Annotated in this window: 17 protein-coding genes; 15 read left to right on the top strand and 2 right to left on the bottom strand. The window is 47.2% G+C overall.

Features of this window, described 5'->3' with window-relative positions; translation table 11 throughout:
* Both FFM79_RS09720 and FFM79_RS09715 read right to left on the bottom strand, forming a co-directional pair.
* On the bottom strand, window positions 1–372 hold a 372-nt coding region (locus FFM79_RS09720), incomplete at its 3' end, for a transposase family protein (protein ID WP_170177440.1).
* 253 nt (window positions 373–625) lie between these two features.
* Window positions 626–1,366: an HAD family hydrolase gene (locus FFM79_RS09715; RefSeq protein WP_137643284.1), complete on the bottom strand. Its 741-nt coding sequence runs from the start codon at window positions 1,364–1,366 to the stop codon at window positions 626–628.
* 507 nt (window positions 1,367–1,873) lie between these two features.
* Here FFM79_RS09715 and rpsB point away from each other — a divergent pair.
* The 15 genes from rpsB to rbfA all read left to right on the top strand — a co-directional run bounded on the left by rpsB (window position 1,874) and on the right by rbfA (window position 19,952).
* The gene (rpsB, locus tag FFM79_RS09710) at window positions 1,874–2,680 is read left to right on the top strand and encodes a 30S ribosomal protein S2 (RefSeq protein WP_137643283.1); all 807 of its coding nucleotides are present in this window, start codon (window positions 1,874–1,876) and stop codon (window positions 2,678–2,680) included.
* A gap of 104 nt (window positions 2,681–2,784) precedes the next feature.
* Window positions 2,785–3,663, top strand: coding sequence for a translation elongation factor Ts (gene tsf, locus FFM79_RS09705; RefSeq protein WP_137643282.1), 879 nt, complete (start codon window positions 2,785–2,787; stop codon window positions 3,661–3,663).
* Window positions 3,664–3,831: 168 nt separating this feature from the next.
* The gene (gene pyrH / locus FFM79_RS09700) at window positions 3,832–4,554 is read left to right on the top strand and encodes a UMP kinase (RefSeq protein WP_137643281.1); all 723 of its coding nucleotides are present in this window, start codon (window positions 3,832–3,834) and stop codon (window positions 4,552–4,554) included.
* Window position 4,555: 1 nt separating this feature from the next.
* A complete protein-coding gene (frr, locus tag FFM79_RS09695) occupies window positions 4,556–5,119 on the top strand; it encodes a ribosome recycling factor (RefSeq protein WP_137643280.1) in 564 nt (187 codons plus the stop codon).
* Between the two features lie 120 nt (window positions 5,120–5,239).
* On the top strand, window positions 5,240–6,019 hold the full coding sequence (gene uppS, locus FFM79_RS09690; RefSeq protein WP_137643279.1) for an undecaprenyl pyrophosphate synthase: 780 nt from the start codon (window positions 5,240–5,242) through the stop codon (window positions 6,017–6,019).
* Window positions 6,020–6,034: 15 nt separating this feature from the next.
* A complete protein-coding gene (locus tag FFM79_RS09685; protein ID WP_137643278.1) occupies window positions 6,035–6,820 on the top strand; it encodes a phosphatidate cytidylyltransferase in 786 nt (261 codons plus the stop codon).
* Between the two features lie 39 nt (window positions 6,821–6,859).
* Entirely contained in the window at window positions 6,860–8,137 is a 1,278-nt protein-coding gene (rseP, locus tag FFM79_RS09680; RefSeq protein WP_137643277.1) for an RIP metalloprotease RseP, read from the top strand.
* 42 nt (window positions 8,138–8,179) lie between these two features.
* Window positions 8,180–9,889: a proline--tRNA ligase gene (locus FFM79_RS09675; protein WP_137643276.1), complete on the top strand. Its 1,710-nt coding sequence runs from the start codon at window positions 8,180–8,182 to the stop codon at window positions 9,887–9,889.
* Between the two features lie 219 nt (window positions 9,890–10,108).
* A complete protein-coding gene (locus FFM79_RS09670; RefSeq protein ID WP_137643275.1) occupies window positions 10,109–14,428 on the top strand; it encodes a PolC-type DNA polymerase III in 4,320 nt (1,439 codons plus the stop codon).
* Window positions 14,429–14,603: 175 nt separating this feature from the next.
* Window positions 14,604–15,080 (top strand): ribosome maturation factor RimP, encoded by a 477-nt coding sequence (gene rimP / locus FFM79_RS09665; protein WP_137643274.1) that lies wholly within the window; start codon window positions 14,604–14,606, stop codon window positions 15,078–15,080.
* A 21-nt stretch (window positions 15,081–15,101) separates the two neighbouring features.
* The gene (nusA, locus tag FFM79_RS09660) at window positions 15,102–16,349 is read left to right on the top strand and encodes a transcription termination factor NusA (RefSeq protein WP_137643273.1); all 1,248 of its coding nucleotides are present in this window, start codon (window positions 15,102–15,104) and stop codon (window positions 16,347–16,349) included.
* A 23-nt stretch (window positions 16,350–16,372) separates the two neighbouring features.
* A complete protein-coding gene (rnpM, locus tag FFM79_RS09655; protein WP_137643272.1) occupies window positions 16,373–16,672 on the top strand; it encodes an RNase P modulator RnpM in 300 nt (99 codons plus the stop codon).
* On the top strand, window positions 16,662–16,967 hold the full coding sequence (locus FFM79_RS09650) for a L7Ae/L30e/S12e/Gadd45 family ribosomal protein (protein WP_137643271.1): 306 nt from the start codon (window positions 16,662–16,664) through the stop codon (window positions 16,965–16,967). The genes rnpM and FFM79_RS09650 overlap by 11 nt, the downstream gene beginning before the upstream one ends.
* Before the next feature lie 14 nt (window positions 16,968–16,981).
* Window positions 16,982–19,573 carry a translation initiation factor IF-2 gene (infB, locus tag FFM79_RS09645; protein ID WP_137643270.1) on the top strand — a complete coding sequence of 864 codons (2,592 nt, stop codon included), beginning with the start codon at window positions 16,982–16,984 and terminating at the stop codon, window positions 19,571–19,573.
* 25 nt (window positions 19,574–19,598) lie between these two features.
* The gene (rbfA, locus tag FFM79_RS09640; protein WP_137643269.1) at window positions 19,599–19,952 is read left to right on the top strand and encodes a 30S ribosome-binding factor RbfA; all 354 of its coding nucleotides are present in this window, start codon (window positions 19,599–19,601) and stop codon (window positions 19,950–19,952) included.
* The last annotated feature ends 573 nt before the right edge of the window (window positions 19,953–20,525 follow it).

Below are 20,525 nucleotides of genomic sequence, written 5' to 3'. Positions count from 1 at the left end.
AATACTACTCATAGTGCGGTCTTCCGTGAGGGCCGCGTCAATGGCGTGCAGGGTGTTTTCAGAAATTTGATGTTGTTTCTTGACTAGCGTTGTTTGAGCGATGCAAGTTTTACCGCAATTTTTACAACGAAATCGCTGTTTCCTAAGTACTAGTAAAGTTGTTCGCTCACTAACCCGTGGCAGTCGAATCACGGCGGTTTTATGCCCGTTATGGCTCATATTTGTTTGACCACAGCGTGGACAAACAATATCATCATAGGATAAATCACCAGTAATGCGCATGACACCGTCAGATGAGACCTCGGCATTAAGATTTTTGATGTTGTGGTCTTTAATTTGAAGTAAAACTCTAGTAGACTGTTCTTGGGACATACTGTTCACTCGCTTTCGATTGGTTTTCGACGACTCGATTGTAGCACAGGGCGGTATGCCCTTTTTGATTTGTAATAAAAAAATTTGGTGTTAATGGATTTCATCCATCAACACCAAATATCATAGACCCTTTTTTGTTGAAACCGGGTATCGAAAGTCGGCTGGCTTTCGATACCCGGTTTGACAATTGAGACTTGGAAGTGCTAAAAAGGGCTGTGACTTGTCGCCACGGCCCTTAACTTAGTTATTATATTTAGTGATTGGGGCAAGCGGTTGGAGCAGCTGCCGCAACGAGTGCTAAGAGGAGCTCGTTTAATTCGGCCGCACTCTGAATGATTTGATCAGGAATGACGGCTGGTTGCGCCTGGTTATTTTCGCGATGGTTAAACCAAAAAGTTTGCCAGCCGGCGTGACTCGCGCTGGTAACGTCCAGCTGGGCGTTATCACCAACGTAAACGGCCTCGTTAGCACGTACGCCCACTTGGTGCGCCCAGGTGGTAAAAATTGATGGGTCGGGTTTAGCTATCCCCAGTTCCTCGGAAATAAAAATATGGTCAGGATGCACGTAGTGTTCAATTTGAAGCTGGTGCAACTTGTTCCGCTGGGTTGCGGCGGGGCCGTTGGTAATGATGCCAATTTTAAAACAATGACTTAGCCGGGTAAGCGTCGCTGCTAGCCCGTCAAAAAGCTGAATGTTTGTGAGCGCCCGTTGATAGGCCATTTGGAACTGAATAGCCCAGTCGGTCGTGACTGCTTCCGAAGTTAATTCAGCTAGACTATGGCGCATCCGCGCGGTTTGCCACGCTTCGAGGGTCAGCTCTTGACCGGTCACACGGTTGAAAGTTTGGTCGTTAAATTCGTGGAAACGCTGAAAAACAACGTTCGCTTGCTCAGCTGTTAACGTGCGTTGCAACGTTTGATTAACAGCGGTAATCAGCGGACTTTTTTGATCATATAACGTGTCATCGAGATCGAAAATGATGGCTTTTATCATGAGTAAGTTACACTTGTTTGCGTGATTGGTGCGGTTGAGACGTGCATCGCAAAACGCAGGTTCCTTTCTTCAGGTATTAGCAGAACGACCCCGGGGGCCTGATGCTGCCACGAACGGTGTGATTTTAGCCTTAACAACGTTGGAAAAGGACGCTTAACTTTCCATAACGCTGAATAGGGGCCGGCGGTTGGCGCGCCGTTTGGCGGCGTTAGCCGCGCGTACTTAATAATTACGTTAACCGCAGGCCCTGCCATTTTGAAGCGTCACGATTTACCGTTTCGGTTCATTCGGGCGATGGTGCCATGCGAAATTGTATTCTAACACACTTTCTGAAAATCACAAATTTCCAGTGAAATAGCTTGCATGCGACCGGGATATTCGGTATACTAACTTTCGGTATCAAACCAATTCACACTCATTGTGATGGCGTCAGGTGTGCTCGGGAGAGTCCCGACGGCAGTTGATCGGTGAGGAGGATCAAAACAAATTTTTGGAGGAACATTTATCATGGCTGTTATTTCTATGAAACAATTGCTTGAAGCCGGTGTCCACTTTGGTCACCAAACTCGTCGTTGGAACCCTAAGATGAAACCATACATCTTTACGGAACGGAACGGCATTTACATCATTGACTTGCAAAAGACGGTTAAGATGATCGACTCAGCTTACAACTTCGTTAAGGATGCTGCTGCTGACGATGGTGTTATCTTATTCGTTGGGACTAAGAAGCAAGCGCAAGATTCAATCGAAGAAGAAGCTACCCGTGCGGGTCAATACTACGTTAACCATCGTTGGTTAGGTGGGACGTTGACTAACTGGAACACCATCCAAACGCGGATCAAGCGTCTTAAAGACTTGAAGAAGATGGAAGAAGACGGTACTTTCGAACGCTTACCAAAGAAGGAAGTTTCATTATTAATCAAGCAACGTGCTAAGCTTGAAAAATTCCTTGGTGGGATCGAAGACATGCCACGGATTCCAGACGTTATCTTCATCGTTGATCCTCGTAAGGAACAAATCGCGGTTAAGGAAGCTCAAAAGTTGAACATTCCGATCGTTGCGATGGTTGATACGAACACTGACCCTGACGATATCGATGTTATCATCCCATCAAACGATGACGCTATTCGTGCCGTTCGTTTGATTACTTCTAAGATGGCGGATGCCGTTGTTGAAGGTCGTCAAGGTGAAGAACAAGACGTTACTGAAGACTCTTTCAAGGGTAACAAGGACGCTAAGAAGTCTGCAGACTCAATGGAAGATATCGTTGAAGCCGTTGAAGGCGACAACGACAAGAAGTCTGACAACAAATAATTAATTTGAAATAATTAGGCTGTCTAAAAAATCGTGGACCGTATCGGCCTGATTTTGCGGGCGGCCTTTTATCTAAAATCAAGCTACTCAAAGGAGAGTAAATTATGGCAAAGATTTCTGCAGCACAAGTTAAAGAACTCCGTGATAAAACCGGTGTTGGTATGATGGACGCCAAAAAAGCGTTAGTTGAAACTGAAGGCGACATGGAAAAAGCCGTTGACGTTTTACGCGAAAAAGGCGTTGCTAAGGCTGAAAAGAAGAGCGGCCGCGTTGCTGCTGAAGGGATGACTGCCGTTGCCATTAAGGACAACAAAGCGGCCATCGTGGAAGTTAACTGCGAAACTGATTCAGTTGCTTCAACTGATAAGTTCAAGGATCTCGTTGCTGAATTAGCTGACAAAATTGCGACCGAAGAACCTAAGACGGTTGACGACGCCTTAGCTTTAACGACTGCTAACGGTACGGTTAAGGATGACATCATTGAAACGACGCAAGTTACCGGTGAAAAGATCAGTCTTCGTCGCTTCCACGTCATCGAAAAGGGTGCGGACCAAAACTTTGGTTCATACTTGCACAACGGTGGTTTAATTGGTGTTTTAGTTGTCTTAGACGGTGCTGATGAAGCAACTGCTAAGGACGTTGCGATGCACGTTGCTGCCATTAACCCAGAATACGTTAACCGGACGCAAGTTCCTGCTGACCGTTTAGCGCATGAAAAGGAAGTTCTTGTCAAGGAAGCCTTGAACGAAGGCAAGCCTGAAAAGATCGTTGAAAAGATGGTTGAAGGCCGTTTGAACAAATGGCTCTCAGAAATCAGCTTGGATGACCAAGAATTCGTTAAGGATTCTGATCAAACGGTTGCGCACTTCGTTGAATCTAAGGGTGGTAAGGTTAACACCTTTGTTCGCTTCGAAGTCGGTGAAGGAATCGAAAAGAAGACTGATAACTTCGTTGACGAAGTCATGGGTCAAATTAAAGACTAATTGATTAGTTAAGTTATAACTTAAAGAGAACGGTGGCAAACTTGGCTTTGTCGCAGTTCTCTTTTTGTGTAAAGTGGCCGATTTTTTCACTAGGATGCGTAGCGGTGCTATAACGGCCGTTGATAATATGGTAAAATAAAGGCAGATAATCTCGAGGAGGACAAAACGATGTCGGAAGTTAAATATAAGCGCGTGATTCTAAAACTTAGTGGTGAGGCCTTAGCTGGCGAAAAGGGCTTTGGAATCAACCCACCCGTTATTAAAACGGTTGCTGAAGAGTTGAAGGACGTCTATGATATGGGCGTTCAAATCGCCATTGTCGTCGGTGGTGGCAATATGTGGCGCGGTGAAGCCGGGGCCCAAATGGGTATGGAACGTGCTCAAGCGGACTACATTGGTATGTTAGCAACCATTATGAACGCTTTAGCGTTACAGGATAACTTGGAATCAATCGACGTTCCAACCCGGGTTCAAACGTCGATTGAAATGCGCCAGATTGCTGAACCATACATTCGCCGCAAAGCAATGCGACACTTAGAGAAGCGGCGCATCGTTATTTTTGCTGGTGGGACTGGTAGCCCATACTTCTCAACCGATACGACCGCAGCGTTGCGGGCCGCTGAAATTAACGCGGACGCGATCTTAATGGCCAAAAACGGGGTGGATGGTGTTTATTCTGCTGATCCGAATAAGGATTCTAGCGCCGTTAAGTTTGACACGTTAACTCATCTTGACATTATCAATAAGGGCTTACAAGTGATGGATACGACCGCTAGTTCGTTATCGATGGATAATGATATTCCGGTTGTTGTCTTTAATTTGAATAAGCCGGGCAATATTCGCAAAGTTGTTGCCGGTGAACACATCGGGACAACGGTTAGGGGGAAATAACATGGCATTGACAGAACCAATTTTAAAAGATGCGCAAGAACGCATGCAAAAAGCAGAAGCAGCTTTACAACGGGAATTAGGTAATATTCGGGCTGGTCGGGCTAACGCCTCACTTTTAAACCGGATTTCCGCCGATTATTACGGGGTTCAAACGCCACTTAACCAAATGGCAGCCATTACGGTTCCAGAACCACGGGTTCTGATGGTGACGCCGTTTGATAAGTCCGCTTTAAAAGAAATTGAAAAGGCAATTTTAGCTTCCGATTTAGGGATTAGTCCTGCAAACGATGGCTCCGCCATTCGGTTGGTCATTCCACAATTAACTGAGGAACGCCGCAAGGAACTCGCTAAGGACGTTAAGGCCGAGGGTGAACGCGCCAAGGTTGCCGTTCGAAACGTACGCCGCGATGCGATGGAAGCGTTGAAGAAGGGTAATAAGGATGGTCAGTTTACTGATGATCAATTACACCAACTCGAAGAACAAACCCAGAAGTTAACCGACGAAGCCGGTAAGGGTGTTGACGCCATTGTGGCGGATAAAGAAAAAGAAGTATTGGAAGGCTAGTTGGCCCACCAATTATTAAGGCTTGGAGAAATTCAAGCCTTTTTTTGTTGACGAATAGTTAAATGCGGCATTTTTTGGTAAAATAAGGCATAGTTAAGCTATTTTTTGTGGAGGTGCGATTTGTTCGCTTTTTTAAATAAAAATGATCCCGCCGAACAGGCGCCGATTGAATTAGACCCGCAGCGGATTCCGGCTCACGTTGCCATCATCATGGATGGCAACGGTCGGTGGGCTAAAGCGCGACACTTACCGCGGGTAGCTGGCCATAAAGAAGGGATGAACACCGTTAAGAAGGTGACCATCGCGGCGAGCGACCTGGGGATTAAGGTGTTGACGCTTTATGCGTTTTCAACTGAGAATTGGAAGCGGCCCTCGGATGAAGTTAACTATTTAATGCAGTTACCAGTCCGGTTTTTCGATACGTTTGTGCCCGACTTAGTTAAAAATAATATTCGTGTTCAAGTGATTGGTTACCCAGAACAGTTACCCGCAGCAACCCGGAAGGCCGTTAACGATGCAATTGCGGATACGGCTCATTGTGACGGCATGGTCCTTAACTTTGCGCTTAATTACGGGTCGCGAGCTGAAATTGTGAGTGGTGTTCAAGAAATTGCACGCCGGGTTCAAAGCGGTCAGCTGGATCCAGCAACAATTGATGAACAAACGATTGATGACGCGTTAATGACGTCGGCACTTACGCCGTACAACGATCCGGATCTGTTAATTCGGACGAGTGGTGAAGAGCGGATTTCGAATTTCTTGTTATGGCAAATTGCATACAGTGAACTTGTGTTTACGGATGTTAAGTGGCCAGATTTTACAGCGACGACCTTAAAGGCCTGCATCGCCGATTTTCAGCACCGCGATCGCCGGTTTGGCGGTTTGTCGGATAAAAAGTAAAGGGAGTTTTATAGGATGAAACAACGGGTCATTACGGCAGTCATTGCCCTAATACTATTTGTACCGGTCATTATTAAGGGTGGCCTGCTTTTAGATATTGTCGCGATGTTGCTAGGTGCAATTGCGATGGGCGAGTTATTGATCATGCGGAAAAAATTGCTAATTTCGTTTGAAGCAATTGTGAGCATGGTGGCGGTTGCAATTGAAATTGCACCTAACAAGTGGTTTAATGGGTTACCAGCCCAACTTGATAAGCAGTACGTGGTGTACTTTTTAGTCATTTTACTCTTACTCCACACCGTGTGGTCACGGAACCGGTTTTCGTTTGACGATGCCGGCGTATTAACGTTAGGTGTTTTGTACATTGGGATGGGCTTCAATTACTTTACGGCTGCCCGCGGTATCAGTGTTTACATGTTACTGTACCTGATGTTCATTGTTTGGTTGACAGATAGTGGCGCGTATATGGTTGGCCGTAAACTCGGTCGACATAAGGTGACGCCAATCAGCCCGAATAAAACTTGGGAAGGCTGCATTGGCGGGAGTGTCGTTGGCGTCATTATTGCCGGCGCCTTCGCGATTATTTTAAACGTCGGTTACCAAAGTGTCGTTTCAATGATTCTGATTACGCTAATCTTATCGATTGTTGGCCAATTCGGTGATTTGGTTGAATCCGCCCTTAAGCGCTATTACGGCGTTAAGGATTCCGGTAAAATTTTACCGGGACACGGTGGGATCTTAGATCGGTTTGATAGTATGTTGTTGGTTTTCCCAATTGCCCACCTATTTGGTCTCTTTTAGGACCGGCAAACAGTCGGTTAGAGCGAAAGGAGCGTTTAATTGATAGTTACAATTATTGCGTTCATCATCGTGTTCGGTATTTTAGTCATTGTTCATGAGTTCGGCCACTTTTACTTTGCGAAGCGCTCGGGCATCCTTGTCCGTGAGTTTTCAATTGGAATGGGGCCGAAAGCGGTGGCATTCCGGCGTAATGCGACCACCTATACCCTCCGCTTTTTGCCAATTGGCGGGTACGTCCGGATGGCCGGGGTGGCTGATGATGAGGACGAAGAATTAAAACCCGGAACGCCAGTTAGTCTGTTGATTGGACAGGACGGGCGCGTTGAGTCGATTAACGCTAGTAAAAAGACCACCTTATTCAACGGAATCCCACTTGCCATCACGGCAACGGACCTGGAAAAGGAACTGTGGATCGAAGGGTACGAAAACGGGGATGAAAGTACCGTTAAACGCTACCCGGTTGATCACGATGCGACGATTATTGAAAGTGACGGTACTGAGGTTCAGATTGCACCGGTTGACGTGCAATTTCAATCGGCCAAGTTATGGCAGCGGATGTTGACCAACTTTGCTGGGCCGATGAACAACTTTATTTTGGCTATTATTACCTTTGCAATTTTAGCGTTTATGCAGGGGGGCGTGACTTCGGTTACCCAGAAAGTTGACGCAACGATGGCCAATTCCGTTGCGCGGGATGCCGGGATTAAAGCTGGCGATGAGATTCTAGCCGTCAATGGTAAGCGCATGAAAACGGCGCAGTCAATTTCAATTTTGATTCAGGATAGCCCGAAGGAAAAATTGAATTTGACGGTCAAGCGGAACGGTACAACTAAACACGTGACCGTGACGCCGAAATCGAAGACCGTTTCTGGTACGACCATTGGCCAAATTGGCGTGGTCTGGGCCACCCACACGGATAAGAGCGTGGGTGCTAAGCTGGCTTACGGTTTTACGGGCTCGTGGAACATTACGAAGCAGATCTTTCAAGTTCTGGGCCGGATGGTCACGCACGGCTTTAGTCTCAATGATTTGGGTGGTCCGGTTGCCATTTTTGCAACGACCTCGCAGGCGGCCCGTTCAGGGGTTCGCCAGGTAATCTACCTACTGGCAGTGCTCTCGATTAACCTTGGAATTGTTAATTTATTACCAATTCCGGCATTGGACGGTGGTAAACTAGTTTTAAACGTGGTGGAAGCGATTCGTCGCAAGCCACTGCGGGTTGAAACCGAAAGCGTCATTACGCTGATCGGTTTTGGCCTGCTAATGTTATTAATGATTTTAGTAACTTGGAATGATATTCAACGTTATTTCTTCTGAGCTATTTAAAAAATTGGAACCAATAAGGAGAAGATTTAGTCCATGAAACAGTCGAAAATGTTAATCCCAACGCTAAAGGAAGTTCCGAACGACGCGGAGGCACTCAGTCACCAAATGATGCTCCGAGCCGGTTACATTCGCCAAATTTCTGCGGGAATGTACGCGTACTTACCCTTAGCTTACCGGGTCTTAACCAACATCGAAGGGATTATCCGCGATGAAATGGAAAAAGTTGATGCGGCCGAAATGTTAGTACCGGCCGTCATTCCAGCGGAACTTTGGAAGGCGACGGGCCGTTACGATACTTACGGGCCAGAACTGTTCAAGTTAAAGAACCGGCATGATCGGGAATTTATTTTAGGCCCAACTCACGAAGAAACCTTTACTTCGTTAATTCGGGATGAAATTAAGTCCTACAAACGCTTGCCGCTGACTTTATATCAAATTCAAGCGAAGTACCGTGATGAGGATCGGCCACGTTACGGGCTGTTACGTGGGCGTGAATTTATGATGCAGGATGCTTATTCGTTCCATGCGGACGAAGGCTCCTTGGACGACACCTTTAAGAATATGGCGCAAGCTTACCAGAACATTTTTGAACGTTGTGGCTTAAAGTTCCGCTCAATCATTGGTGATGGCGGTGCCATGGGTGGTAAGGATTCACGCGAATATTCAGCGATTGCGGCCGTTGGTGAAGATACGATCGTTTATTCGGATGCCAGCGACTATGCGGCTAACCTCGAAATGGCCCGTAGCTTGTACGTACCTAAGAAGTCACACGCTTCCTTGAAAGATATGGAAAGAATCGACACTCCTGGTGTTGGGACAATCGATGAGTTAGCAGCTTTCTTGAAGGTTGGTGCGGATCAATTAGTTAAGAGTATTCTCTTTATGGCTGATGACCAGCCAGTAATGGCGTTAGTTCGTGGTGACCACGAAGTGAACGACATTAAGTTAAAGAACTATTTGGGCGCGGACTTTCTTGAAATGGCAACGCCGGAACAGGCCCAGGAATACCTCGGTGCTAGTTTTGGGTCGTTAGGACCAGTCAACGTTAGTGAGGATGTTAAAATCATTGCCGACGTTTATGTTAAGGACATGGTCAACATTACCGTTGGTGCTAACGAAGATGGTCATCATTTCACCAACGTTAACCCTGAACGTGATTTCCACGCTGAAGACTACGTTGATATTCGTTTTGCGCAGGAAGGTGAATTATCACCGGACGGCGCCGGCGTTTTGAAGTTTACCAAGGGGATTGAAATTGGGCATATCTTCAAGCTGGGTACCCGGTATTCAAAGGATTTACACGCCGAAGTCCTGGATCAAAACGGGCGGAATATTCCAGTTATTATGGGTTGTTATGGGATTGGCGTTTCCCGGTTACTTTCAGCGATTGCGGAACAACGAGCTGACGAAAATGGCTTGATTTGGCCAAAGGCGATTGCACCGTTTGACGTCCACGTTATTCCAGTTAACCCGAAGAAGGAAGACCAAGTTAAGGTTGCTGATCAAGTAGAAGCGCAGTTGGAAGAAGCTGGCTACAAAGTGCTCTATGATGATCGGAAAGAACGTCCCGGGGTTAAGTTTGCGGACTCTGATTTGATGGGCTTGCCGGTTCGAATCACCGTTGGTAAGAAGGCCAGTGAAGGTATCGTTGAAATTAAGTTACGTTCAACGGGCGAAACGCTGGAAGTTAAACAAGAAGAAGTTGCGAATAACTTAGCCGTTTTACTCAAAAACATTGACTAAGCAACTGAACGGCACAACCGTTGCATGTTGCACAAAAAATGCGTACACTAAGTGATTAGTGGATGCGAAAAGCACCTAGTTTCGGCCACTTCGAAGCTAGGTGCTTTTAATTCCAAGCGATTCGGTTGTGCGCACCGCTAGCGGTGACTAAGCGCACTGATAATCATAAACGAACTTTGATTTAAAATTTTAGTTTTAAAGAAGTAAAGGAGGGGCACCGTGAGCCTAAATCAGCAGGAAATGTTTGAGAAGCTGCTCGAACAAATTGGGATGCCTAGTAATCCGGATTTCGCGGATGCGGCCATTGAAAAACTGACCGTCCACCAAGCCTCAAAAGTTTGGGAGTTCCATTTACACTTTCAACACGTGTTACCATACACGCAATTTATGACGTTCCACAATCAACTCCAAATTGCCTTTAAGGGGATTGCTCAGATTCGATTGCGAATCCAGACGGATGATACCGAAGTTCCCGCGCAAGCACTGGCCGATTATTGGGAATGGATCGTTCAAAATAGTGGGATTCAATCGCCACTGGTTCAATCGCTTTGTAATAGCAACGTACCGACGTTAGATGACGGGCGCGTCATTTTACTCGCTGAAAACGAAGTCATTCAAAACTTTTTAACGAATCAGGCCCTCGGACCAATTGAGCAACATTACCGGGTCCTCGGTTTTCCAAAGTTTTCAATTCATACGATGATTGATGAATCGGCGTCGCAGGCTAAAATCAATGCGTTTCATGCCCAAAAGGCGAAGTCTGACCAAGAGCTCGCCAAGCGCGCGGAGGCGGCCATTAAAAAGGCGAATGAGAAGCGGGCCAAGCAGGCTGAAACGGCCGCACCCGTTGATGGTCCGGTTCAGTTAGGTAAACAAATTAATCCGCAGGAACCAGCTAAACAGTTGGTGCAAATTACGGAGGAAGAACGGTCGGTCATTGTGGAAGGCTACGTCTTTGACATGGAGGTCCGGACGTTACGTTCACAGCGGCAACTTTTGATTTTAAAGGTCACCGACTACAGTTCCTCGATGGTCGTGAAAAAATTCTCGCGAAACGCAGACGACGAAGCCCAGTTTGCGGCTCTTAAGACCGGCATGTGGGTCCGCGTTCGGGGGTCGGTTCAAGAAGATAGCTTCATGCGCGACCTGACGATTAACGCTTACGATATTAACGAAGTCGGCCACGCCACTCGTCAGGATAAGGCGCCGGCTGATGATAAGCGGGTTGAATTGCACCTACATTCCAATATGAGTCAGATGGATGCGACTAATAGTATTTCAGATTACGTTAAACAGGCTGCTAAGTGGGGCCACCCGGCGATTGCGATTACTGACCATTCCGGTGCGCAGGCTTTTCCAGAAGCGTTTGCGGCTGGTGAGAAAAATAACATTAAAATTTTATACGGGGTCGAAGCCAACATGGTTGATGACGGGGTTCCGATTGCGTATAACGATGCGCATACCGACCTGAAGGAAGCCACGTACGTGATCTTTGATACGGAAACGACCGGTTTGTCAGCGATTTACGACCGGGTGATTGAATTATCCGCGGTTAAGATGGTCAAAGGCAACGTTGTCGACCAGTTTGAGGAGTTTATTGATCCGGGCTTTCATCTATCCGCGCAAACCACGAACTTAACGAGTATCACGGATGAAATGGTCCGCGGTTCCAAGTCGGAGGAAGAAGTATTCCGCCTGTTCCGCGAATTTTATGGGGATGCCATCATTGTTGGGCATAACGTCACTTTCGATATGGGCTTTATGAATACTGGCTATCAGCGCCATCACATGGAGCCAATTTCAAACCCAATTATTGATACTTTGACGTTGGCGCGATGGTTATATCCCGATTTTCGGCGTTATACGTTGGACTCACTGTCAAAGAAATTTAATGTTAATTTGGAGCACCATCACCGGGCGATTTACGATGCTGAATCAACGGGGCATTTAAATCATATTTTCCTGAAAGACGCTGAGGAGCGCTATGGCGTTCAATTTCATAGTCAGTTGAATGACCACATGAACGAAAATGCAGCTTACCGCCACGCGCGGCCATTCCATGCGACCTTGTACGCAACGACCCAGGCGGGGCTAAAGAACCTCTTTAAAATCATTTCATTGGCGAACGTGCAGTACTTTGCGAACGTGCCGCGGGTTCCCCGCAGCGTGCTGAATAAGTACCGGGATGGCATCTTGGTTGGTTCGGCTTGCCACAATGGCGAAGTTTTTACAGCTATGATGCAAAAAGGCCGTGCCGAAGCCAAGCAAAAGGCCAGTTATTATGATTTCTTAGAAGTTCAGCCGAAGCCCGTTTATGCTGATTTGATTGAATCCGGCCTGATTGCGGATAATAATCACTTGGAAGAAATCATTAAGAACATGGTCGACTTGGGCCACGAACTCAATATTCCGGTCGCGGCTACCGGGGACGTCCATTATTTGAACCAGGAAGATAAAATTTACCGGACGGTTCTAATCAAATCACAGCCGAAAATTGCGCTGGGACGCAAACGGCTAGAGTGGCCGGACGTCCATTTTCGGACCACTGATGAAATGTTAGCGGACTTCAGCTTCCTAGGTGAGGAAACCGCGCACGAAATTGTGGTTGATACACCGCGGGCGATCGCGGACCGGTTTGAATACGTGCGGCCGGTTAAAGATAAGCTTTACACTCCCCGGATGGAAGGGGCCGAAGCGGAAATTAAGCAACTAACGATGGACCGGGCCCACGCGTGGTACGGTGATCCGTTGCCAGAGATTGTGCAAGCCCGGGTTGATAAAGAGCTTAAAAGTATCATTGGGAACGGGTTCTCAGTTATTTACTTGATTGCCCAACGGTTGGTGTTTAAGAGTAACAAGGACGGTTATTTGGTTGGATCGCGGGGCTCGGTCGGCTCAAGTTTAGTGGCCACTTTATCCGGGATTACCGAAGTTAACCCAATGCCGCCGCATTACCGGTGCCCCAACTGTCAATATTCGCACTTCTACGTGAATAATGAGTATGGTTCCGGATACGACTTACCACCTAAGGATTGTCCTAAGTGCGGTACCGAGATGGTTCGTGACGGTCAAAACATTCCGTTCGAAACGTTCCTAGGTTTTTACGGGAACAAGGTGCCCGATATTGATTTAAACTTCTCTGGGGACTACCAGCCAATCGCGCATAACTATACGAAGGTGCTGTTTGGTGAGAAGAACGTTTACCGAGCTGGGACGATTGGTACGGTTGCGGATAAGACCGCTTACGGTTACGTCAAGGGATATGAACGTGATAGTGGACAAAACATTCGCACCGCTGAAATTGACCGGCTGGCGAAGGGAATGACTGGTGTGAAGCGGACGACCGGGCAACACCCGGCCGGAATCATCGTTGTACCCGACTACATGGATATTTATGATTTTACCCCGGTTCAGTATCCAGCCGATGACCAGAGTGCGGCTTGGCAAACGACCCACTTTGATTTCCATTCGATTCATGACAACATTTTGAAAATTGATATTCTGGGGCATGATGATCCTACGATGATCCGGATGCTTCAAGATTTGTCAGGAATTAAACCGGAAAGTATTCCGCCGGTAGACCCAACCGTGATGAAGATTTTCTCGAGTCCGGAAGTACTCGGGGTGACGCCGGAACAGATCTTTTCAAAAACGGGGACCCTCGGGATCCCTGAATTTGGAACCCGGTTCGTACGAGGCATGTTGGAAGAAACGCACCCCTCAACCTTTAACGAATTACTTCAAATTTCCGGGCTATCACACGGAACCGACGTGTGGCTAGGTAACGCCGAAGAGCTGATTAAGGACGGTACGGTTACGCTGGCTGAAGTTATTGGGTGCCGGGATAACATCATGACCGACTTGATTCACTACGGGATGGAATCCGATATGTCCTTCCAAATTATGGAACACGTGCGGAAGGGCCGGGGGATTCCCGATGAATGGCAACAAGCGATGAAGGACGCGAACGTGCCGGACTGGTACATTGAGTCTTGTTTAAAGATCAAGTACATGTTCCCGCGGGCCCACGCTGCCGCCTATATTTTGATGGCGTTGCGGGTGGCCTACTTCAAGGTTTACTTCCCGCTAGTTTACTACGCGGCCTATTTCTCCGTTCGGGCGGATGACTTTGACCTAGTTGCGATGGCTAACGGTAAGGACGCCGTAAAGGATGCCATGAAGGTGATCACCGATAAGGGGATGGACGCCTCCGCTAAGGAAAAGAACTTGTTAACGGTTCTTGAGCTGGCCAACGAAATGCAAGAACGGGGCTTTAAGTTCCAGATGGTGGACCTTTACAAGTCGGACGCGTCCGACTGGTTGATTGACGGTGATACGTTGATTGCGCCGTTCCGGGCAGTTCCTGGGTTGGGGCTCAACGTCGCCAAGCAAATCGTTGCAGCGCGCGCGGATAAGCCATTCTTATCAAAAGAAGACCTCTCGAAACGGGGGAAAGTTTCACAAACCCTGATCGATTTTATGACCGAAAATGGCGTTTTAAATGATTTACCAGATGAAAATCAATTATCACTTTTCTAGCCAATTTTAACGACTGACCAGGGAAAAAGGACGCATAACCGCCGGCACCAGTACGCTTAAGCTTGCGGTTGCGCGATAATTGTGCTAATATATGGGTTGTAATTTAAAACTCGTTAACGAGTGAGCAGCGATGCTCACTCTTTTTATTGGACTAATCTGGATAGGAGGCACAGCCTTGAGCAATAACGTTGTTGAGACCATTCAGCCCGTTGCGCAAGCAATTATCGCTGCTCATCAATTTGAACTCGTCGATATGGAGTTTGTTCGTGAGGGCCAGAGTTGGTACTTACGGGTCTATATTGATAAGCCAGGTGGCATTAACATTGAAGAATGCGCCATGGTTAGTGACGAATTAAGTGAAAAATTAGATGCAATGGAACCAGATCCGATTCCCCAAGCTTACTTCTTGGAAGTATCCTCTCCGGGTGCGGAACGACCGTTGAAAAAAGAGGCGGACTACCAAAACGCCATCGGTAAGTACGTTCACATCGGACTGTATCAGAAGGTGGACGGTAAAAAGGTTTTTGAAGGCGATTTGACTGCGGTTACGCCAACGACCTTAACCCTTGATTATTTGGATAAGACCCGGCATAAGACGATTACCGTTGAACGCCAACAAATCGCCCAAGCCCGTTTAGCGGTCAAGTTCTAATTTTAGTAAAGGAGTTTACTCATGAGTAAGGAATTATTAGGGGCGTTAGACACCCTTGAAACCGAAAAAGGTATTAAAAAGGAAGTTGTCATTGACGCGTTGGAAGCAGCCTTAGTTTCCGCATACAAACGGAACTACGGTCAAGCTCAAAACGTGGAAGTCGAATTCGACCAAGTTAAGGGGAACATTCACGTGTACGCCGTTAAGGAAGTCGTTGAAGACGTCTTTGATTCACGCTTGGAAGTTAGCCTTCAAGACGCACTCGCCATCAACAAGGCGTACGAAATTGGTGATGAAATTCGCTTCGAAGTAACGCCGAAAAATTTTGGTCGAATTGCTGCCCAAACGGCTAAGCAGGTCATTATGCAACGGGTTCGTGAAGCGGAACGCGGCATTATTTACGACGAATATAGTCAGTACGAAAATGAAATCGTGACTGGTGAAGTTGAACGTCAGGATAACCGGTTCGTTTACGTTAGCCTCGGTAAAGTTGAGGCGGTCATGGGCCGTTCCGACCAATTACCAGGTGAAACGTACCGAATTCACGATAAAATTAAAGTGTACGTTTCAAAAGTCGAAAATGCGACGAAGGGGCCGCAAGTGTTCGTCTCACGGACAGCGCCGGACTTGTTAAAACGTTTGTTTGAACAAGAAGTTCCTGAAATTTTTGATGGCATCGTTGAAATCGTCTCAATTGCCCGTGAAGCGGGTGATCGGGCTAAGGTTGCGGTTCGTTCAAACAACCCGAACGTTGATCCAGTCGGGACTTGTGTGGGTCCTAAGGGCCAACGGGTCCAAACCATCGTGAACGAATTACACGGTGAAAACATGGATATTGTTGAATGGACGGACGATACGGCCGTCTTCATTGCGAACGCTTTGAACCCGGCGGAAGTCTTAGACGTTATTTTTGATCCGGAAAACGAACGTGGTTGTACCGTCGTCGTTCCAGATTATCAATTGTCATTAGCGATTGGGAAGCGTGGTCAAAATGCCCGCTTAGCTGCTAAGTTAACTGGGTTTAAGATCGATATTAAATCAGAGACGGAAGCTTCTGATATAATGGAAGCGAACCCCGATAACGTTGCAGCGGCCGAAACGGCTACTGATCCTGCTGACTTGGATGCTGAGTCAGCAACTAGTGAAGCACCTGCCACGGAAGAAGCTGATGATTCAGTAGCTTCGGACGTTGAAGCACCGGCAGATGCTGAATCCGCAACACCCGCAGACGACGCTACCAGTGATGCAACTGACGAAAGTAGTCATTAAGTAACTAGAGGAGGTTTTGGGATATGAAAAAAAGAAAAGTGCCGTTACGCAAGGACATTGTAACGGGTGAAATGCATCCCAAGAAAGACTTAGTCCGAGTCGTTAAGAACAAGCAGGACGAAGTGTCGGTCGACCCAACCGGGAAAAAACCGGGCCGGGGCGCCTACATTTCATTAGACGTCGAAGTCGCCAAGCGTGCCCAGAAAGAAAAGACCTTTGATAAGGCCTTTGGTATTAAGGTTGCGCCTGATTTTTACGACGAACTCGTCGCCTACGTCGATCATCAGCAAGCCCGAAAGGAATTGTTCGGTGATGACGCCTAAACAAGCTTGTTTAAACTTACTGGGCCTTTCAGGGCGTGCCAAACAGCAAATTGCGGGCGAGGGCTTGACCCTGGCAGCAATTCGTAATCAATCGGCCAAACTGGTTTTAATCGCCAGTGATGCCGGTCCCACGACCGCTAAGAAGTTTCATGACAAGGCCCAATTTTATGACGTTCCTGTGATCGATACCTTTACCAAGGCTGAATTAAGTGCGGCTGCGGGCAAGCCCCGAACGGTTTTTGCAATTACTGACCGGGGATTTGCGGAGAAAATGGTGGCGATCATGACGCATTAAAGGAGGGTGACGATATGGGAAAAAAGCGAATTTATGAGTTAGCAAAGGAACTCAACGTACCGAGTAAGCAACTGATTGCCCGGGCACATAAGTTGGGCTTTGATGTTAAAAATCATATGTCGACACTTGGCGAAAACGAGGCCCGTCAGTTGAAAACGACGGCTTCGAGTGCCCATCCTACATCCCAACCGGCCAACAATGACCGGGCTACCAAACCGGTAGCAAAAACTGTGACACGAACTGCTAATCAGCAGCAATCCAACTCGCGTCATCAACAGAGTGGTGATTCTTTGAATAATAATCGTAATAATAACAATAACCAAAATCGTAACCAACATTCAAACAATAATGGTAACCGGACAACGACGGGGCGGCCAACTAACGGCAACCGGTCGGCTAATAGCAGCAACCGGACCAGTAACGGTAACCGTAATGGGAACAACACCCAAAACCGGAGTAACAACCGGCCAACCAATGGTGGTAACAACAATAACCGGAATTCAAACCGTTCTAATAATAACGGTCAAAACCGGTCCAATAACCAAAACCGTAACCATAACGGCAGTAACGGTAATAGCAATAACAACCGGAACAATAACCATACGAATGGTTCGGCTAACCGGACAACCAACAATGGTAACCGTTCAAATACCACGAGCAACAGCTCGCGGAATGGCGGCGGCCGCTTTGGTGGCAGCCTAAATAACAATAATAATAACGGTGGCGGTCGTTATCGTGGTAATAATAACAACCGGCGTCGGAATAACCGCAATAAGCAAAACCGCAAGAATCAACGGATTCGGCAAGTTAACCATAAGCCGGCACCAGTTCGTAAGGATAAGCCGTTGCCAGAAACGCTGGTTTATACGGTCGGCATGAACGCCCAAGATTTGGGTAAGATTTTGCACCGCGAACCCGCTGAAATTATTAAGAAGTTATTTATGCTGGGCGTAGCCGTTAACCAAAACCAATCGTTAGATAAAGATACAATCGAAGTTTTAGCGGCTGATTATGGGATTAACGCGCAAGAAAAGGTTCAAGTCGATGTGACTGACTTGGATAAGTTCTTCGATGATGAAAACAAGAATACCGAAAACTTAGCACCACGGGCACCGGTCGTAACCGTCATGGGGCACGTTGACCACGGGAAGACGACCTTGCTGGATAAGTTACGGCATACGCACGTGACGGCCGGCGAAGCTGGTGGGATCACGCAGGCCATTGGTGCTTACCAAGTTAAGCATGATGGCAAGACCATTACTTTCTTGGATACGCCTGGGCACGCGGCCTTTACTGAAATGCGGGCACGGGGTGCGGACATTACCGATATCACCGTCTTGGTTGTTGCGGCCGATGACGGGGTCATGCCACAAACTATCGAAGCCATTAACCACGCGAAGGCGGCGGAAGTTCCAATCATCGTTGCGGTTAACAAGATTGATAAGCCGGGTGCCAACCCGAACCACGTTATGGAACAACTGACGGAATACGGGTTGATTCCAGAAGACTGGGGTGGCGACACGATCTTTGTTCAAATTTCCGCTAAGTTTGGTAAAAACTTGGACGAATTGCTGGACATGATCTTATTACAAGCAGAAGTGCTTGAATTAAAGGCTAACCCCAAGCAAAACGCTGCTGGGTCCGTCTTGGAAGCTAGTTTGGACCGTGGTAAGGGGTCAACTGCAACCTTGTTAGTTCAACAAGGGACGATGCACGTTGGTGATCCAATCGTCGTTGGGAACACTTATGGTAAGGTTCGGACGATGACGAACGATCACGGTAAGCGGATCAAGGAAGCCGTGCCGTCAACGCCGATTGAAATTACTGGTTTGAACGATGTTCCGGATGCCGGGGACCGCTTCGTCGTCTTTGATGATGAAAAGACGGCGCGTGAAGCCGGTGAACAACGGGCTAAACAGGCCTTGATGGATGAACGGAACAAGACGACCCACGTCACGCTGGATAACTTGTTTGATTCGATGAAACAGGGTCAACTTAAAGAAGTTGACGTGATTATCAAGGCGGACGTGCAAGGTTCCGTTGAAGCGCTAGCGGGTAGTTTACGTAAAATTGATGTTGAAGGCGTACGGGTCAACATTATTCATACTGCCGTTGGGGCCATCAATGAAAGTGACGTGGCCTTAGCGGAAGCAAGTAACGCCATCATTATCGGGTTCAACGTACGACCAACGCCACAGGCGAAGTCACAAGCTGATACTGACGACGTTGATATTCGGTTGCACCAAGTCATCTACAACGCGATTGATGAAATCGAAAGCGCGATGAAGGGGATGCTCGAACCGAAATACGAAGAAAAAATCACTGGTCAAGTTGAAATTCGTGAAATCTATAAGGTTTCGAAGGTCGGCACGATCGGTGGTGGGATGGTCACTGACGGGGTCATCCACCGTGATTCTGGGGTTCGCGTTATTCGTGACGGCGTTGTTATTTACGACGGTAAGCTTGCCAGTTTACGGCGCTTCAAGGATGACGTTAAGGAAGTTAAGCAAGGCTTCGAATTAGGGTTACGAATTGAAGATTATAACGATATTAAGGTTAACGATGTGATTGAAGCTTACGTGATGAAGGAAGTTCCGATTGACTAAGCACCTGACAAAGGGGGTCAACTAAATGGCACAACATTATCGGGTTGGTCGGCTTGAACAAGAAATTCAACGTGAAGTTGATGATATCTTGTTAAAACGGGTCCGTGATCCACGGGTTGCGGGTATCACTATTACGGGTGTTACCGTAACGGGGGACCTGCAACAAGCCACCATTTATTACAGTATTTTATCTGATAAGGCGTCGGATGGTGAAAAGACGGCGGCCGGTTTAGAAAAGGCCAAGGGTTTAATTCGGTCTGAACTAGGCTCGCGCTTAAGTATTTACAAGACGCCAGAACTCACATTTGAACGGGACCAGTCCGTTCAATATGGGAGCCGAATCGACGAATTAATTAATAATTTGAAACGGCAAGACTAACCAGTTGATGACGTTGATTATTCGAGCGTGTGCCAAAAGCCAGCTGGCTTTTGGCACACGTTTCGGCTATTGATATTCGAAGACACACAAGGGGCCGCGGCTAATGTCGCAGCCCCTTTTTTGTATAGATTAGTGTAGGAATACCGCCAGCAGCGGGTGTAACCGGTTGGCTGGAACACTGCGGGCATTGATTTGAGCTCACTCAGAAAAACCACTGAGCAATCTCAAATTCGAGCCTTATTCTAAGCCGAAAGAACTTCACTTCCGGCTAAGAATAATTTCGCAGTTGAGCCATGGTTACACCCGCTACTGGCTAATCTTACCTTAACATGCGGTTGTGCGGTTGACTTTAGCGAGTCTCAATTGATGAAGTTGGTTGTGCGGAGCGTTTACTAAAATAAGCGCAACCTTGCCCACTTATTCTGGCAAGTATAGTGAATTTTTTGAAAGCTCACCTGGCATCTTTTTAAGAAAATCGACACCGCATATCATGGAATCTTTTTTGATAAATTTAAACCGCTTTCAACACCGTGGCTGCCGGCTTATAGAAAAATGGCTATTAAATTAAAATAA

This window comes from Lactiplantibacillus modestisalitolerans (assembly GCF_005405425.1).
Classification (GTDB): Bacteria; Bacillota; Bacilli; order Lactobacillales; family Lactobacillaceae; genus Lactiplantibacillus; species Lactiplantibacillus modestisalitolerans.
Note: the sequence above shows the minus strand (reverse complement) of the source record. Positions and strands in the feature narration are given on the sequence as shown.

What these genes read in the sequence shown, in the direction of transcription:
- FFM79_RS09675 (WP_137643276.1), top strand. Translation starts at nt 8,180, where the DNA reads ATGAAACAGTCGAAAATGTTAATCCCAACGCTAAAGGAAGTTCCGAAC.
- rbfA (WP_137643269.1), top strand. Translation starts at nt 19,599, where the DNA reads ATGGCACAACATTATCGGGTTGGTCGGCTTGAACAAGAAATTCAACGT.
- nusA (WP_137643273.1), top strand. Translation starts at nt 15,102, where the DNA reads ATGAGTAAGGAATTATTAGGGGCGTTAGACACCCTTGAAACCGAAAAA.
- pyrH (WP_137643281.1), top strand. Translation starts at nt 3,832, where the DNA reads ATGTCGGAAGTTAAATATAAGCGCGTGATTCTAAAACTTAGTGGTGAG.
- tsf (WP_137643282.1), top strand. Translation starts at nt 2,785, where the DNA reads ATGGCAAAGATTTCTGCAGCACAAGTTAAAGAACTCCGTGATAAAACC.
- infB (WP_137643270.1), top strand. Translation starts at nt 16,982, where the DNA reads ATGGGAAAAAAGCGAATTTATGAGTTAGCAAAGGAACTCAACGTACCG.
- FFM79_RS09685 (WP_137643278.1), top strand. Translation starts at nt 6,035, where the DNA reads ATGAAACAACGGGTCATTACGGCAGTCATTGCCCTAATACTATTTGTA.
- rnpM (WP_137643272.1), top strand. Translation starts at nt 16,373, where the DNA reads ATGAAAAAAAGAAAAGTGCCGTTACGCAAGGACATTGTAACGGGTGAA.
- FFM79_RS09715 (WP_137643284.1), bottom strand. Translation starts at nt 1,366, where the DNA reads ATGATAAAAGCCATCATTTTCGATCTCGATGACACGTTATATGATCAA.
- rpsB (WP_137643283.1), top strand. Translation starts at nt 1,874, where the DNA reads ATGGCTGTTATTTCTATGAAACAATTGCTTGAAGCCGGTGTCCACTTT.
- FFM79_RS09650 (WP_137643271.1), top strand. Translation starts at nt 16,662, where the DNA reads ATGACGCCTAAACAAGCTTGTTTAAACTTACTGGGCCTTTCAGGGCGT.
- frr (WP_137643280.1), top strand. Translation starts at nt 4,556, where the DNA reads ATGGCATTGACAGAACCAATTTTAAAAGATGCGCAAGAACGCATGCAA.